Genomic DNA, 16,547 nt, shown 5'->3' on the forward strand with positions numbered 1-16,547 from the left:
TCAAGCTGTACGCGAGCGCAGATCCGTGCGCTCGAGGCGGGCTTTCGGTTCTCAATCTGATGTGAGCTATGGCGCACGGTTGCCGACCGCTGTGCCTTGATTACACCTTCCGTAGGTTATAAGCCGCTCAGGTACGCCTCCACCTCTATTGGACGTCACCAGTGCTTTCTGTCGAACAGATTGTCATGCTTGCCCGGATTACTGCGAGTCCGTAACATTTTTTGAAGTCTGAGGTACACTGGATGCAAGAAAAAAGAAGTGATCCCGTGAGAGGCAGAGGCAGCGTCTTGCTCTTCAGCGGAGTCTTTTTTCTTTTCGCTGCGATTGCAGTGATCGGGTACGTTTCAGCCAACCCTCACGCATGTTATGGAGCGGGCGATTGCGTCCATTACACTGCGATGACCGAGGCTTTTCGTGCATGGACCCCCACTACGATTCCTTTTCCCTTCAATACGCGGGTACTCGCTCCGTTTCTTGCCTCCTTATTCCCGTACGAAATTACCGACTCGTTTCTGATACTTAATTTGATCTGCGTTATTCTATTCCTTGTGTTCCTGGCGCTGATAATCTGGGAATTGGAACTGGGAAGCGTCGACTATCTTCTGATCGGACTGTGGTTTCTCCTGCACCCGTCCGGATTCCCAACATACTACGCCAATCCGAAGTTAGTGGATCCGCTTGCTTACGCGATTTTTGCGCTGGTCATCCTTTGCTATATCAAAAATTGGCGTTTCTTCTTGGTGATTTCACTCATTGCCGGCTTGCTGACCAAGCAGACCTTCTTAGTCCTCGCACTTCTTATTACCCTAGCGGATCTGATGTTTTCTTCCAAGGTTCGATTCGCAAAGGATTTTGACTGCGACGCAAAACGAAACTTTTGCTTCTTTGTTGGGATCGAGAAACGTACGGTGTATTTCTTGATTGGCCTGTATTTCGCGATCTACTTAACGCTGGATTTCTTGAAGGCGGTAGAAAAGGAAGCCTTTCCGCTTCCGTTTTATCCGGCCCCCTCTTCTCTCGGAACAATTATTCACTTCCTCAAGGAGAGCCTAAGGGAACCCTTCAGAATAATAGTTTGGTTCGGATCGATTTTCTCCGCAACGGGATTCTTTCTCGTTTACGTATATCCGGCGAAGAGGGCTCTTCAGTTCGCCTTGAAAAGCAAGGTGGCGTTTTTCTTATTTATTGGCTCTCTCGCGTTCCTCGTTTTGGGCCTGCTGGGCGGGAGTGACATGACAAGGATTATATTCAACGGGAACCTGCTCATTCTTCTTTTTGTCTCCCTTCTTGCGAAGGCGGGCACATTTTCGAAAACCTTTCATTTCGCAGCGGTTACGCTTTCAGCGGCGATGATGCTACTATATACACACTTCTTTCCGACGGCCTTTGAATACGCCTATTATGTCGGCCATGATGTTTCGGGCATCTCTATATTTCTAATGATAATGAGCCTTTTTAGCCTGATGCTTGTCTTCGCGCGTCATCACCTCTTGGACGAGGCCCAATAGAGATGGATCGGTTTTTTCCCATCACGCATTTGGAAATTCTCCCCTTCTGAGCCCGACGTCCAATAACGGCGCACAGTGCATACGCGAAGGTTTCTTCGAGAAAAGCGATCGCGCGCCGCCCCATCATCGGCACGAACCGACCTCGGGGCGTGTGAATCCCACAGGCGGAGGGGAAGCGCGACGCAAGTTACCCCGCCAACGAGCGCATCTTGGGCATGGCTCGCCCATGTCGCAATCGCGAGACACGTGCCCGCGCCGAAAAAGGCCTCACCAAAGCCTTCCGTTCCGTCCACGCTTTTCCCATTTGCGCCTCCGCTTTCATGCGGCGAGAAGCAACACGCATCCTCTCCACGTGCGAGGCGTGGGGACCACTCCGAAGGTGTTGCCTTGGGTCGCCGCTTTCGCATCAGGGTCGGTTCAAGCCTCGCGCGCCGCTCGCGAAGAAGACACGCCTTTGGTCTGAGGCGATGCAATTTAGACAAGGTCCATTGGCAGAGCGCGTCGGGGCCAGGGCGGGCACCTTCCCGATAGGGTCTCGAGACCGCCGTCGCGAGGAATCGGCCAACTCCAGCGTTCGGTGCCCCAAATCGGTCGGCAGAGCAGAACCTGGCGCACGCGCCCAAGATCAACCGGTGCGCGCTGTGCTCACTCGTGGAAGGGCTCGACCGCGCGCTGCGCGCCGAGGAGGAACGCATCGGCCACGAGCTGCAGGGGCGCGAGGTCGACATCGGAGCGTCCCGCCCCGATCAGTTCGGCGAAACGCGCATAGAGCCTGCGATATTCGCGATCCTCGGCGGCGATCCTCTCCTGCCCGTCGACATAGAGACGCGCCCCGCCTTCGCGCAGCAAGACCTCGGGGCCCTCGGTCTCGACCCGGATATCCCAGGTCTGCGGCCCGGTCTGGCGCCAGTCGAACTCCGCCGCGATCGGCGCGCCCGAGGCGGTCTCCATCGCGAGTTGCGCCGCGATCGGGGCCTGCTTGTTCGAGGGGATCTCGAGCTCGGCGCGTTCGAGCCGCACCGGATCGCGCAGGATCCGCGTCAGCACCGACAGCGCATTGATGCCCGGATCGAAGACGCCGAGCCCACCCGGCTCCCAGATCCATTCCTGGCCGGGATGCCAGTGGCGCACATCTTCCTTCCAGGTGATCTCGACGCGCCGGATCGCGACATCGGAAAGCAGCGCGCGCGCCAATTCGACGGCGGCGGCCTCGCGCGAATGCCATGTCGCGAAGAGCGTCACGCCCTTCTCCTCGGCGAGCCGGGCCAGCGCCTGCACCTCGGACACGCCGGTTCCGGGCGGCTTTTCGAGCATCACGTGACGGCCCGCGCGGATCGCGGCGACGGCCTGGGCGAAGCGGCCCTGCGGCGGGGTGCAGAGCGAGATCGCGCCCAGCCCCGCCTCGCCTGCCAGCATCGCGTCGATATCGTGATAGGAGGGCAGATCGTCGAGCGTCGCGTTGCGGCTCGCGATCGCGGCCAGGCGCAGCTCCGGAACCTCCTCGAGCGCGGGAAGGTGCTGGTTGCGGGCGATCGTGCCAAGCCCCACGAGGCCGAGCTGGATCGGATCACTCATCATTCGTCTCCTGCGGTTGCGATGCGGAAGGCGGGTTCGGCCCGGCCCTGCCCGGCATCGGATAGGGTGAAAACTGCGCCCGAAAGCGGCGCCGCGGCCAGCGCGTCGGGGCCCATCCCCTCCTGCGCGCTGGTGCAGTAAAGCGTGGTAAAATCGGGACCGCCCATCGCCGGGCAGGACGGCTGCGGCGCGGCCAGCGCGATGCGCTCGCCGAGCTCGCCCTCGGGCGAGACCGCGATCACCGCGCCCGCGCCCCAGAGCGCGACCCGAAGCGAGCCGTCCGCGAGCGTCACCGCCCCGTCGGGAGAAAGCCCGTGCGCGGCGAAATCGACGAAGCTCTCGGGCGCGGCTGCGGGCCAGCCCTCCGCATCGAGCGCGACCCGGTAAAGCTGCCCCGTGGCGGTATCGGCGAAATAGGCCAACTCGCGCGCGGGCGAGAAACAGATCGCATTGGGGATCGTGATGCCCTCGACCAGCCGGCGCAGCTCGCCTCGTGCATAGCGATAGAGCGATCCGGCCTCGCGCGCGGCACTCTTGCCCATCGTGCCGATCCAGAACCCGCCCCAGGGATCGGCGCGCCCGTCATTCGAGCGTGTCCCGGGCTGATCCGCCTCGAGCGCGACGAGCCGCTTTTCCAGCCGCCCCGCCGCGATGTCGAAGATCCGGAGCCCGGTCTCGGAGGCCACGAGCAGATGCCCGGCATCGATCCAGGCGGCGGCCGAACAGATCTCGGGGAGCGCGACCTCGCGGGTCTCGTGGGTTTCGGGGTGACGCGACAGCAGGTGCCGGCCGAGGATGTCGAACCAGAAGAGCTCGCCCCGTAGCGGATGCCAGAGCGCCCCCTCCCCCAGTTCGCACAGGCGGGTATCGAAGGGCGTCATCGGGCGATCTCCGCGCGCGCGGCATCATAGGCGGCGACGATTTCGGCGGCGCGCCGGGCGACCTCGTCGATGTCCATTCCCGGCTTGTAGAGCGCCGAGCCGATGCCGAACCCGTCCGCACCGGCTGCGAACCAGGCGCCGAAATTCTCGGGCCCCGCGCCGCCCACCGCATAGACCTGCGTGCCCTTGGGAAGGACCGCGCGCATCGCCCGCAACCCCTCGGGACCGGCCATCGAGCCGGGGAACAGCTTGAGGCCCGTCGCCCCGGCGGCCAGCGCCGCGAAGGCTTCGGTCGGCGTGAAGATACCGGGCCAGGACAGCAGCCCGCGCGACGCCGTCTCGGCGATCACCGCCGGATCGGCATTGGGTGAGACGATCAGCCGACCGCCCCGCTGCGCGACCTGCGCGACCTCCTCGGGCGTGAGCACCGTGCCCGCGCCGATCTCGATCCCGGGGTGCTCCGCGAAGCGCGCGGCCATCGCCCCGATCGAGTCGAGCGGGTCGGGGGAATTGAGCGGTACCTCGATGCGGGTGATCCCGGCCTCCACGAGCGCCTCGGCGCAGGCCACGGCTTCCTCGGGGCGGATCCCGCGCAGGATTGCGATGATATTGCGGCTCATGTCGCCTCCTCCTCCTCTGCGGCCCGGGCGGCGATCAGGCCGCGGCGAACCAGTTCGGCCCCGTCATGGACCGCAGCCGCGATCCCCAGCAGCGCCAGCGCCTCGCGGTAGCGCGCTGCCAGCGCCCCTGCCCCGATGATCGCGACCGCCGCGCCGCTTGCGGGAAGCTGGGCCAGTTCGGCCCCGATCAGCAAGCCCGAGAGGCGCGCGCGCGCCTCCTCGGGCGAAAGTCCTGAAAGCAAGGCCTCGGCCCGCAGCCCGAACAGGCGCGACAACGCCTCGCCTGCCCGACCCATGCGCAGACCTTCGGCAAAGGCTTCGGGCGCCGTGCCGTCGAGCTCGGCAACCGAGTGACGCAGGACGGTATGCTGCGCGAGGGTCGCGAAGAGTTCGCCCGTCATATGGGTGGCAAAGCCCGTCACCTCGCCGCCCGCGATACGGACATGTTTCGAATGGGTCCCCGGCAGGATCAGCGTGCCTTCGAACTCGGGATGGAGCGACAGGAAGCCCGCGATCTGGGTTTCCTCGCCGCGCATCACGTCTGCCGGATCGGCCTGGCACAGCCCCGGCAGGATCGACACGTTCAGCCGAGGATCGCGCGCGGCGACCGGCATCAGGGCACCCGGCGCGACCGGTGCGCAGGGCACCGTGCGATACGGTGCCTCCGCCCAGCCCTGCCGCGCACCGACCATGCCGCAGGCGATCACCGGCGTGACGCCCGAACCCAGCCACGGCTCGATCAGGCGCAGCAGCGCGGGTTCGAAGGCATCGGGCGCAAGCCGCCCCATGCCCTCGTCCGAACTGGCCTCGGCCAGCACGCGCTCTCCGCTCATCGCGAAGGCGCGCAGCTGCGAGGTGCCCCAATCGACCGCGATCCAGTCGGGCGCCTCGTGCATCAGCGCAGATCCTCGGGGAGAAGATCCTCGGCGATGTTCTGGTAGCAGACCGGGCGCAGGAAGCGCCGGATCGCCATCGTGCCGACCGAGGTCGCCCCGAAATTGGTCGAGGCCGGATAGGGCCCGCCATGCACCATCGCATCGCACACTTCGACGCCGGTCGGGAAGCCATTTGCCATGACCCGGCCCGCCTTGCGCTCGAGCACCGGCATCAGACGGCCCGCCAGCGCGGCGTCGCCCTTGTCCATATGCAGCGTCACCGTGAGCTGGCCGCGGAAGCTTTGCGCGACCTTCGCCATCTCGTCGACGCTCTCCACGGTCACCAGCAGGCCGAGCGGGCCGAAGACCTCGTCGCTCAGCACATGGTTGCCCAGCCAGTCCTTGCCCGAGACGACGAAGAGATTGGGCTGTGCCTCGCGCCCCGCACACATCGAGGTCAGCACCTCGCGCACGCCCGGCGCCCCGGCGATCTGGCCGGTGCCCTTGCGGTAGGCCTCGGCGATGCCTTCGGTCAGCATCACCTGCGCCCCGGTCTTGGCGAGCACCTCGCGCGCGCCTTCGATCACCGCCTCGGCCTGTTCCTCGAGCACCACGGCGATGCCGGGATTGGTGCAGAACTGGCCCACGCCCATGGTCAGGCTGCCCGCCCAGCCGGCGCCGAGCTCGGCACCGCGCGCGGTGACCGCCTCGGGCAGAAGGAACATCGGGTTGACCGAGCCCAGCTCACCGAAGAAGGGGATCGGCTCGGGACGCTGGGCGCACAGATCGAACAACGCGCGCCCGCCCGCGAGCGAGCCGGTGAAGCCCGCCGCCGCGATCAGCGGATGGGTGACGAGCGCCCCGCCGACCTCGCGCGAGCCGCCCTGAACGAGGCTGAACACGCCGCCCGGAAGGCCGCATTTCGCAACCGCCGCCGCGATCGCCTCGGCCACCAGCTCGCCGGTGCCCGGATGCGCCTCGTGGCCTTTCACGACGACCGGGCAGCCCGCGGCGAGCGCCGAGGCCGTGTCCCCGCCCGCGACCGAGAAGGCCAGCGGGAAGTTCGACGCGCCGAAGACCGCGACCGGGCCGACCGGGCGCTGCATCAGGCGCAGATCGGGGCGCGGCAGCGGCTGACGGTCGGGAAGCGCGGGATCATGGCGCCGATCGAGATAATCGCCCTTGCGGATATGGTCGGCGAACATGCGCAACTGGCCGGTGGTCCGGCCGCGCTCGCCCTCGAGGCGTGCCTGCGGCAGCCCGCTTTCGGCCATCGCGATCTCGGTGATGTCGGCGCCGCGCGCCTCGATCTCCTCGGCGATCGTCTCGAGCAGGACGGCGCGGTCCTCGCGGCTGGTATAGCCGAAGGTCCAGAACGCCTCCTCGGCGGCCTGCACCGCGCGATCGACCAGATCGGCCGAGCCGCAGGAGACCTCGAGCCCCGCGCCGGTCACCGGATGCGAGGTGAAGCGGGTCTCGCCCGCGAGGCGTTCGCCGGCGATGAGATGCTGTCCGTGAGGTTGATAAGTCATGCAAAATTCCTTTCCTGTCTGTGCGGCCCCGCGAGGGGGAGGATGCGGGGCCGCTTCGGATCAGTGGCTGTCGCGGCCCACCGGGTTGCCGCGGCACCCCTTGAGGAAGTCGAGATCGGCGCCGGTATCGGCTCCCTCGACATGTTGCTGGTGAAGCCAGGCATAGCCGCTTTCGGGCCGCTCGTGGCCGGGCTGCCATTGCTCCAGCCGAGCGGCGAGCTCTTCGTCCGAGATCTCGAGGGTGATGCTCCGGTTCGGCACGTCAAGCGAGATCATGTCGCCATCGCGCACCACCGCCAGCGGGCCGCCGGCCGCCGCCTCGGGCGAGGTATGCAGCACCACCGTGCCGTAAGCCGTGCCCGACATCCGCGCATCCGAGATCCGCACCATGTCGGTGATCCCCTTGCGCAGGACCTTCGGCGGCAGGCCCATATTGCCGACCTCCGACATGCCCGGATAACCCTTGGGCCCGCAGTTCTTCAGCACCATCACGCAGGTCTCGTCGATGTCGAGATCCTCGTCGTTGATCTTGGCCTTGTAGTCGTCGATATCCTCGAACACGACCGCGCGACCGCGATGGGTCAGCAGATGCTCGCTGGCCGCCGAGGGTTTCAGGACCGCCCCTCTCGGCGCGAGGTTGCCGCGCAGCACCGCGATCCCGCCATGTTCGGTCAGCGGCTTGTCGGCGGGCAGGATCACGTCCTCGTTCCAGTTCACGACGTCCTTGACCTCGTCCCAGACCGCGCCGCCCGAAACGGTGAGCGCATCCTTGTGAAGCTGTCCGGCCTCGCCCAGACGCTTCAGCACGACCGGCAGGCCGCCTGCATAGAAGAACTCTTCCATCAGGTATTTGCCCGAGGGCATCAGGTTCACGATGGTCTTCACATCGCGCCCGCAGCGGTCCCAGTCGTCGAGCGTCACATCGACGCCCACGCGACCGGCCAGCGCCAGCAGGTGGATCACCGCATTGGTCGAGCCGCCGATCGCGCCATTGGTACGGATCGCGTTCTCGAAGGCCTCCTTGGTGAGGATGTCGGAGGGCTTGAGGTCGTCCTTGACCATCTGCACGATGCGCCGGCCCGAGAGCTGCGCCATCACGCGGCGGCGGCTGTCGACGGCGGGGATCGCGGCATTGCCCGACAGCGCCATGCCGAGCGACTCGGCCATCGAGGCCATCGTCGAGGCGGTGCCCATCGTGTTGCAGGTTCCCGAGGAACGCGACATCGAGGCTTCGGCCTCGAGGAATTCCTCCTGCGTCATCTCGCCCGCCTTCACGGCTTCGGAGAATTTCCACAGATGGGTACCCGAGCCCACGCGCTCGCCGCGGAAATAGCCGTTCAGCATCGGCCCGCCGGTCACCACGATCGAGGGGATATCGCAGCTCGCCGCCGCCATCATCAGCGAGGGCGTGGTCTTGTCGCAGCCCACCAGCAGAACCGCGCCGTCCATCGGCTGGCCGCGGATCGTCTCCTCGATCGAGAGCGCGGCGAGGTTGCGAAACATCATCGCGGTCGGGCGGAAGGTGTTTTCCGAGGCGGAGAAGACCGGCACCTCGACCGGGAAGCCACCGGCCTCCCAGATGCCCGCCTTCACCTTCTCGGCGAGTTCGCGCAGATGCCCGTTGCAGGGCGTCAGCTCGGACCAGGTATTGAGGATGCCGATGATCGGGCGCCCGTCGAACAGGTCGTGGGGGTAGCCCTGGTTCTTCATCCAGCCGCGATGATAGATCGTGTCGCGGCCATTGCCGCCATACCATTCCTGCGAGCGCAGTTTGCGCGGCCAGGCGGCAGGGGTGAAATTCTTCGCGGACATTGGGGAACTCCGGGTCACAGGGTACGGACCGTGGCGGGCCCCTCATCGGGCGCCACGGCAAGCGGGTTACGAAGGGCAAGGCCGAAAGCCGGGCTCGAGATCTCGAAGATGTCGCCCTGCTGCGGCTTGATGCCGGCGGCGAAGCTCAGCGTCGCGGTGCCGAACATGTGGACATGCAGGTCCCCCGGACGCCGGAACGGCGCGTATTTGAAATGGTGGTGTTCGAGGTTCGCGATGGTGTGCGACATGTTCTCCTCGCCCGACAGGAAGGGCTCGTCGAAGATCACCTCGCCACCGCGCACGATGCGCGAACGGCCCTCGATATGCGCGGGCAGTTCGCCGATCAGCAGTTCCGGGCCGAACGAGGCCGGGCGCAGCTTGGAATGCGCGAGGAAGAGGTAGTTGATCCGCTCCGTCACATGGTCGGAAAACTCGTTGGCGAGCGTGAACCCGATCCGGCAGGGCACGCCATCGGCCCCGTTGAGATAGAAGCCCGCGATCTCGGGCTCCTCGCCGCCATCGAGCGCGAAGCCCGGCGAGGTGAGCGCATCGCCCGGCGCGACCGCCTCGGTGCCCGGCCCCTTGTAGAACCATTCGGGCTGCACGCCGATCTCGCCCGGCGCGGGCTTGCCGCCCTCGAGCCCCATGCGGAACATCTTCATCGAGTCCGAGACATGCTCCTCGGTCTGCGCATGCATCGCGTTGCGGGTCGAGGCCGAACCGAGATGTGTCAGCCCCGTGCCGCACAGATACATCCGCGCGGGCTCGGGATGGCGCACCGGCACGTCGAGCTTGCCCTGCGCCGCGAGCGCCTCGAGATCGACGCTCTCGCCGCCCTGAGGGATCAGATCGGCGAGTTTCGCGCCTTTTCCGATCGCCTCCTCGGCTAGGGCGAAGATCGTCTCGATCCCCGGAAGCAGCCGTGCGGTCTCATTTTCGCGGACGATCACGCCGCCCGATTTCAACTGGCTCAGATGCATCTGCTCAGCCCTGTTTCTGCTTGTTGTAGACGTCGAAGACCACGGCGGCCAAAAGCACCAGCCCCTTGATCATCTGCTGGTAGTCGATGCCGATACCCATGATCGACATGCCGTTGTTCATCACGCCCATGATGAAGGCACCGACGACCGCCCCCACGATCTTGCCCGAGCCGCCCGACATCGACGCACCGCCGATGAACACGGCCGCGATCACGTCGAGCTCGAGCCCGAAGCCCGCCTTCGGCGTCGCGGTGTTCAGACGCGCGGCGAAGATCAGGCCCGCCAGCGCGGCCAGCACGCCCATGTTGACGAAGGCGAGGAAGGTCAGCCGCTCGGTCTTGATCCCCGAGAGCTTCGCGGCCTTAGCATTGCCGCCAAGGGCGTAGATGCGGCGACCGATCACCGTGTTCTGGGTGATGAAGGCGTAGATCACGATCAGCACGCCCATCGTCACCAGCACGTTCGGCAGGCCGCGGAAGGTGGCGAGCTTGTAGGTCAGGAACAGCATCGCGCCGAGCACGATCACGTTGCGCGCCCAGAAGAAGTTCGACGGTTCGCTCTCCATCCCGTAGGCCTTGTCGCGCGCTCGCGCCCGCAGCCCGAGCCAGATCACCACCACCGCGGCAATCAGACCGACCGACATCGCGAGGATGTTGAAATTGTGCGAGCCCACCATCGCGGCGAGGCCGGAGGTGACGTCGCGCGGCAGGATATCGGGCACGAAGCCGGTCGAGAGCAGCTGGAAATCGCGCGGGAACGGGCCGACCGACTGCCCTTCGAGCAGCAAGAGCGACGCGCCGCGGAAGACCAGCATCCCGGCCAGCGTGACGATGAAGGACGGAATTTTCCAATAGGCGACCCAATAGCCCTGCGCCGCGCCGATCGCCGCGCCCATCACGATGGAGGCCAGGAAGGTCAGCCAGACCGGCATGTGCCATTGCACGATCATCACTGCCGCGAACGCGCCCACGAAGCCCATCACCGAGCCGACCGAGAGGTCGATATTGCCCGAGACGATGACGATCAGCATCCCGAGCGCCATGATGATGATGTAGCTGTTCTGCAGGAACAGGTTGGTGATGTTGACCGGCCGCATCAGCGTGCCCCCGGTCACGATCTGGAAGAAGGCCATGATCGCGATCAGGGCAAAGAGCAGCCCGTATTCGCGCATGTGGGTCTTCAGGTAGGTCTTGAGCCGCGACGGCTCGGTTTCGGCAGCGGCGGTTTCGCTCGATTGCATCGGTTCCCCCTCACTCGGTGACAATGAGCGACATGATGCGCTCCTGGCTGGCTTCGGCGGCGGTCAGTTCGCCCACGAAAGCCCCTTCATTCATGACGTATATGCGGTCGCACATGCCCAGCAGTTCGGGCATCTCCGACGAGATCATCACGACGCCTTTGCCCTCGGCGGAGAGGTCGTTGATGATCGAGTAGATTTCGTATTTCGCGCCGACATCGATCCCGCGCGTGGGCTCGTCGAGGATCAGCACCTCGGGCCCGGCAAAGAGCCACTTGGCGAGCACCACCTTCTGCTGGTTGCCGCCCGAGAGGTTCTCGACCTTCTGCATAACCGAGGGCGTGCGCGTCCCGAGCGCCCGGCGATAGCGTTCGGCGACCTCGGTCTCGGCGCCCTCGCTGAGGACGCCGCGCGAGGAGACCTGCTCGAGATTGGCGAGCGTGGTGTTGAAGCGGATCGACTCGTCGAGCACCAGCCCGAGGCTCTTGCGGTCCTCGGTGACATAGGCGAGCCCGGCATCGATCGCGCGGTCCACCCGGCTCACATCGACCGGCTTGCCATGCAGTTTCACCTGCCCCGAGATGTTGCGCCCCCAGCTCTGCCCGAAGATCGACATCGCCAGTTCGGTGCGGCCCGAGCCCATCAGGCCCGCGATGCCCACGACCTCGCCGGCACGGACATGGAAGGAGATGTCTTGGATCACCTGACGGCCGGCATGTTCGGGATGCCAGACATTCCAGCCCTCGACCTCCATCACCACCTCCCCCGCGCGGCGGGTGCGGTCGGGGAAGCGGTGCGTCATGTCGCGCCCCACCATGTCGCGCACGATATGGTCTTCCTCGAGCCCTTCGCGGGCATCGAGCCGGGAGACGGTCGAGCCGTCGCGGATCACCGTCACCGTATCGGCGACATAGCGCACCTCGCCGAGCTTGTGGGAGATGATGATGCAGGTGACGCCCTGAGCCTTCAGCTCGAGCATCAGGTCGAGCAGCTTGCGCGAGTCGTTTTCCTGAAGCGCGGCGGTCGGCTCGTCGAGGATCAGCAGCTTCACGTCCTTCGAGAGCGCCTTCGCGATCTCCACGAGCTGCTGCTTGCCCACGCCGATACTGTCGACCATCGTGCCCGGCGCGTCGCGCAGGCCCACCTTGGCCAGAAGCTCCTCGGTGCGGCGGAAGGTTTCCTGCCATTGCATCACGCCGCCGGTGGCGCGCTCGTTGCCCAGAAAGATGTTCTCGGCGATCGAGAGCTGCGGCACCAGCGCGAGTTCCTGGTGGATGATGACGATGCCGCGCGCCTCGCTGTCGGAGAGCGACCGGAATTCGGCCAGCGCGCCATCGTAATAGATCTCGCCGTCATAGCTGCCCGCCGGGTAGACGCCCGAAAGCACCTTCATCAGCGTGGACTTGCCGGCGCCGTTCTCGCCGCAGATCGCGTGGATTTCGCCTTTTTCGACCGAGAGGTTCACCCGATCGAGCGCCTTCACACCCGGAAATTCCTTGGTGATGTCGCGCATCTCCAGAAGAGTTGTCATGTCGGATTCCTGGAATTCGTCCTGCCCCGTCCCCTGACGGGCGAGGTCAGCCCCTCCGGCGACACGCGGCCGCCGGAGCGGGAGACCGGCCCGCACGAGCCGCGAGGGCTCGGGGGCCGGTCGGCCTGCGTTACTTCAGCTGGTCTTCGGAGTAGTAGCCCGAGTCCACCAGAACCTTCTTGACGTTCTCCTTGTCGACGAGCTTCGGCTCGAGCAGGTAGGAGGGAACGACCTTCACGCCGTTGTCATAGGTCTTGGTGTCGTTGACCGGGACTTCCTTGCCCGACTGCATCGCGTCGACCATCTCGACGGTGACCTTCGCGAGTTCGCGGGTGTCCTTGAACACGGTCGAATACTGGTCGCCGCGCTCGATCGCCTTGATCGAGGGGATCTCGGCATCCTGGCCGGTGATGATCGGCATCTTCATGTCGCCCGAACCATAGCCCACGCCCTTGAGCGAGGAGATGATCCCGATCGAGAGGCCGTCATAGGGCGAGAGCACGCCCTGCACCTGCTTGTCGGTGTAGTTCGCCGAAAGGAGGTTATCCATCCGCGCCTGCGCCACCGCGCCGTCCCAACGCAGCGTGCCGACCTTGTCCATGCCGGTCTGACCCGAGGGGATGACGATGTCGCCGCTGTCGATCAGCGGCTGGAGCACCGACATCGCGCCGTTATAGAAGAAATAGGCGTTGTTGTCGTCGGGCGAACCGCCGAACAGTTCCACGTTCCACGGATGGACGTCGGGGAAGCGCTGCTTGAGCCCCTGCACGAGCGATTCCGCCTGGATCACGCCGACCTTGAAGTTGTCGAAGGTCGCGTAATAGTCGACATTCCCCGAGTCCTTGATCAGGCGGTCATAGGCGATGACCTTCACGCCCGCCGCGGCAGCGTTCTCGAGCGCGTTGGACAGCGTCGTGCCGTCGATCGCGGCGACGACGAGCACGTTCGCACCCTTGGTCACCATGTTCTCGATCTGCGCGAGCTGGTTGGGGATATCGTCCTCGGCATATTGCAGGTCGGTCTTGTACCCGGCTTCCTGGAACTGCTTGACCATGTTCTCGCCATCGGCAATCCAGCGCGCCGAGGATTTCGTCGGCATCGCGATCCCGATCAGGCCCTTGTCCTGGGCGTGGACGGGCGCGGTCAGTGCCGCAAGGCTCACGGCGAGTGCACCCGCCAGCTTCAAGATTCTCATCTTTTCCTCCCTTCACGGCGCACCTGCGCCGTTCACTCTTCCCCCGAAAAGGCGGGGACGGCTCCTTATAGCGACGGGTGACATACCATCCAAATACCATTAACATCATTTTGCATAACAAAATTGGAATGCCGAATGTCCGACCCTTTCCTGCATATGCGGCCCCGCCAGATCCGCCTGATTTCCGAGATCTTCAGCCACGGAAAGCTGCAGATCGCGGCCGAGCTTTGCGGGATGACCCAGCCCGCCGCCTCGCGGATGCTCGGCGAGGTCGAGGCCCTTCTCGGTGCGAAACTCTTCAATCGCGGACCCAAGGGGATGGAGGCGACACCCACCGGGGCGCTGGTGGCGCGCCATGCGCGGCGGATGGTCAATGACCTGTCGCAGCTCTCCGCCGAGTTCACCGAATTGCGCGCGGGCCGGGGCGGGATCGTCCGGATCGGCGCGGTGACCGGCCCCGCGCTCGGCGAGATCGTTCCCGCGATCCAGGCCCTCAAGGCCGAGGCGCCGCTGGTGGACGTGTCGGTCGAGGTTGCGCCCTCGGCGACGCTGGTGCCGCAGCTCGAACGCGGCCATCTCGATTTCGCGCTCGCCCGGCTGCCGCCCTGGATGGAGGACCGCGCCTTCGATATCGAACCGGCGCGCACCGAAATCGTCCGGCTTCTCGTGCGCGACGGCCATCCGATGCTCGAGCGCGGCCCGCTGAAGGTCTCGGCGCTGCACGATTTCCCGTGGATCCTGCAGAGCCTCGGCACACCGATCCGGCGCGCGGTCGAGGAGGCGTTTCACGAAGAGGGGCTGAGCAGCCCGCCCAATGTCACGACCACCTCCTCGCTGCTCGCGGTCATCGCGCTCCTCCGGGACTCCGACGCGATCGCGCCTATGGCGCAGGAAGTGGTCGATCTCATGCTCGAGCCCCCCGTCTCGGCCGGGTTCCGCCATCTCGAACTCAAGCGTCCGATGAGCGTCGAGCCCTACATGATCCTGTGCGCGCGCGACCGCGAGCTGTCGAAGGCGGCCGAGACATTGCTGACGATGGTACGCAAATCGATCCGGATGCGCGGCGCGCGGTTCTGACATTGGCCTTCCCCGCGTCAGACCGCACGCCGCCGCTCGGGGCGAGGGCGCGCACCTGCGGGATCGGGGCCGCCCTGCCCCGCCTAGTCCGCCCAGTTCAGGCGGATGTCATGCTCGTAGCGATATTGCGGCGGCAGGGTCGGCGCGGTCGCCTCGTCGATCTCCGAATGGACGTTGCGCGGCGGCGTGACCGTCGCGTCGCGACCGAAGAGGAAGCTCTGCTCCGCGACCAGCACACGGTAAGCCTTGTTTAGCGTCAGGGCGCGCTCGCGGCTCGGGGCGATGAGGTCATAGACCGTCTTTCCCTCCAGCGCCGCGTGATTCACGCTCCCATCCGCGTCGAACCAGCGCGCGATCATCTCGTCATTGGAGCGGAACTCGTCACCGCCACCCGCGCGCGAGAGGTAGAGCGCGATCTCGCCCATCTCCTCGCCGCGATTGGGCACGTCGCGCTGCGATCTGAGATCGAGATAGCCCCACCCCTCGGCCCCGGTGATCTTGCGCGGGAACGCCCATGTCTGGTCGATATTCGCGCCCACCGTTGCGTGACAGCCCCGGCAGAAGAACAGCTCCTCGTTGGTCTGGCGGCGCAGGTTGCCTGCCTTGTCCTCGATCCAGGCGAGCATGGTCCAGCCCTGCCCGTTATCCATGCCCTTGTCGCCAAGATCGACATAGCGCGGCAGGTTGCCGTCGATCTTCTCCTGCCGCTCATTGCCGTAGCGCGAGGCGATCTGCGGCACCGAAAGACGGCGCGTCTTGACCATGTAGCGCAGCTCCTTCATCCGGCGCGCGGTCTCGATCCGGTCGCCCTCGCCGACCCCGACATAGCGGACCGAATGGAGAAATTCCGTCCCCTCGGGATAGGACATCCGGCGCACTTCCACCCCGGAGGCCGCGCCGAGAAAGCGCGCGCGCCGCACGATCTGCGAGGTCCGACCCAAGACACCGTCGCCATCGAGATCGGTCCCGATCGCGGCCTCGTCCACCTCGGGCAGCGTCACCCGGTCGAGATCCTGAAAGGCGATCTCGATCAGCGCGAGATTGGCGAAGTAGAGATCCACGCTCTGTGCGCCCGTCTCGGTCGTGTAGAACGGCGCGGGCAGCCGGATCAGCACATCGTCGGTCGAGCCGTTGGTGGGCCAGAAGGTCGAGGGTTGGGGCTTGTAGTTGAAGGCCACCCACCAGGAGCCGTCCTTCGCAAGGCCGTTCTCGTCGAAGGCGGCCGCGGCATCCTCGTAATTCGCGATATCGGGGATCCACCCCGCGAAACCCTCGGCTTCGAGACGTCCGGCAAGATCGGAGTAATTGTCGTCGTCGATCCAGTCGAGGATCGCCGCGTCGGAAATCTCCGCGACCTGCTGCGAGCGATCGAGGAACAGGTTGGCGTAGTGATTGGTGAGGCCCGCCTCCGAGAAGGCATATTCCGCCTGCAGGCCGCCATCTTGCATGAAATTGGGCCGGGTGCGGTCATCATTGGACTGGTGACACACATAGCACGGATTATAGCGCCCCTCGATCCGCGTGTAGCACTGGGGCGGAACCGGCGCCTCGGCATTGTAGCGCCGCCCGGCTTCCGCGAGCGCCGTGGCTTCGGGGCGGAAGATCATCATCTCGGCCTCGATCATCTCCGAGAGGCCACCGGCCGAGCTGGAGGGCGGGCACGCGAGCAGCAACAGAAGGAGGAGGCGTTTCATCGGCTGTCTTCTTTATGAAAAGGGGGCGGA

At 65.4% G+C, this 16,547-nt stretch carries 13 protein-coding genes; 2 read left to right on the forward strand and 11 right to left on the reverse strand.

What is annotated here, in order from left to right; translation table 11 throughout:
* The first annotated feature begins 242 nt into the window (after positions 1-242).
* Positions 243-1,508, forward strand: coding sequence for a hypothetical protein (locus DW2_RS03835; protein ID WP_156102869.1), 1,266 nt, complete (start codon positions 243-245; stop codon positions 1,506-1,508).
* Positions 1,509-2,153: 645 nt separating this feature from the next.
* Here the strand turns inward: DW2_RS03835 and DW2_RS03840 are convergent.
* The 10 genes from DW2_RS03840 to chvE form a co-directional block, all read right to left on the reverse strand.
* Complete coding sequence (locus DW2_RS03840; protein ID WP_202900082.1) at positions 2,154-3,083, reverse strand: Gfo/Idh/MocA family protein; 930 nt, start codon at positions 3,081-3,083, stop codon at positions 2,154-2,156.
* Positions 3,083-3,964, reverse strand: a complete 882-nt coding sequence (locus DW2_RS03845; protein ID WP_038143932.1) for an SMP-30/gluconolactonase/LRE family protein — start codon at positions 3,962-3,964, stop codon at positions 3,083-3,085. Before DW2_RS03845 ends, DW2_RS03840 begins: the two co-directional genes overlap by 1 nt.
* The gene (locus tag DW2_RS03850; protein WP_038143933.1) at positions 3,961-4,584 is read right to left on the reverse strand and encodes a 2-dehydro-3-deoxy-6-phosphogalactonate aldolase; all 624 of its coding nucleotides are present in this window, start codon (positions 4,582-4,584) and stop codon (positions 3,961-3,963) included. Before DW2_RS03850 ends, DW2_RS03845 begins: the two co-directional genes overlap by 4 nt.
* Positions 4,581-5,480, reverse strand: coding sequence for a 2-dehydro-3-deoxygalactonokinase (locus DW2_RS03855; RefSeq protein ID WP_038143934.1), 900 nt, complete (start codon positions 5,478-5,480; stop codon positions 4,581-4,583). Before DW2_RS03855 ends, DW2_RS03850 begins: the two co-directional genes overlap by 4 nt.
* Positions 5,480-6,991 (reverse strand): aldehyde dehydrogenase (NADP(+)), encoded by a 1,512-nt coding sequence (locus DW2_RS03860; protein WP_038143935.1) that lies wholly within the window; start codon positions 6,989-6,991, stop codon positions 5,480-5,482. The genes DW2_RS03855 and DW2_RS03860 overlap by 1 nt, the downstream gene beginning before the upstream one ends.
* Positions 6,992-7,051: 60 nt before the next feature.
* A complete protein-coding gene (gene araD, locus DW2_RS03865; protein ID WP_038143936.1) occupies positions 7,052-8,803 on the reverse strand; it encodes an L-arabinonate dehydratase in 1,752 nt (583 codons plus the stop codon).
* 14 nt (positions 8,804-8,817) lie between these two features.
* The gene (araD1, locus tag DW2_RS03870) at positions 8,818-9,783 is read right to left on the reverse strand and encodes an AraD1 family protein (protein ID WP_038143937.1); all 966 of its coding nucleotides are present in this window, start codon (positions 9,781-9,783) and stop codon (positions 8,818-8,820) included.
* A 4-nt stretch (positions 9,784-9,787) separates the two neighbouring features.
* Positions 9,788-11,023 (reverse strand): multiple monosaccharide ABC transporter permease, encoded by a 1,236-nt coding sequence (gene mmsB, locus DW2_RS03875; protein WP_038143938.1) that lies wholly within the window; start codon positions 11,021-11,023, stop codon positions 9,788-9,790.
* A 10-nt stretch (positions 11,024-11,033) separates the two neighbouring features.
* On the reverse strand, positions 11,034-12,551 hold the full coding sequence (gene mmsA, locus DW2_RS03880) for a multiple monosaccharide ABC transporter ATP-binding protein (protein ID WP_038143939.1): 1,518 nt from the start codon (positions 12,549-12,551) through the stop codon (positions 11,034-11,036).
* A 130-nt stretch (positions 12,552-12,681) separates the two neighbouring features.
* Positions 12,682-13,746 (reverse strand): multiple monosaccharide ABC transporter substrate-binding protein, encoded by a 1,065-nt coding sequence (gene chvE, locus DW2_RS03885; RefSeq protein WP_038143940.1) that lies wholly within the window; start codon positions 13,744-13,746, stop codon positions 12,682-12,684.
* 135 nt (positions 13,747-13,881) lie between these two features.
* Here chvE and DW2_RS03890 point away from each other — a divergent pair, with 135 nt between their 5' ends.
* Positions 13,882-14,823, forward strand: a complete 942-nt coding sequence (locus DW2_RS03890) for a LysR family transcriptional regulator (protein ID WP_038143941.1) — start codon at positions 13,882-13,884, stop codon at positions 14,821-14,823.
* A gap of 83 nt (positions 14,824-14,906) precedes the next feature.
* Here the strand turns inward: DW2_RS03890 and DW2_RS03895 are convergent, their stop codons facing one another.
* Positions 14,907-16,517 (reverse strand): hypothetical protein, encoded by a 1,611-nt coding sequence (locus tag DW2_RS03895; protein WP_202900083.1) that lies wholly within the window; start codon positions 16,515-16,517, stop codon positions 14,907-14,909.
* Positions 16,518-16,547 lie beyond the last annotated feature (30 nt).

Source organism: Thioclava atlantica, from assembly GCF_000737065.1.
Classification (GTDB): Bacteria; Pseudomonadota; Alphaproteobacteria; order Rhodobacterales; family Rhodobacteraceae; genus Thioclava; species Thioclava atlantica.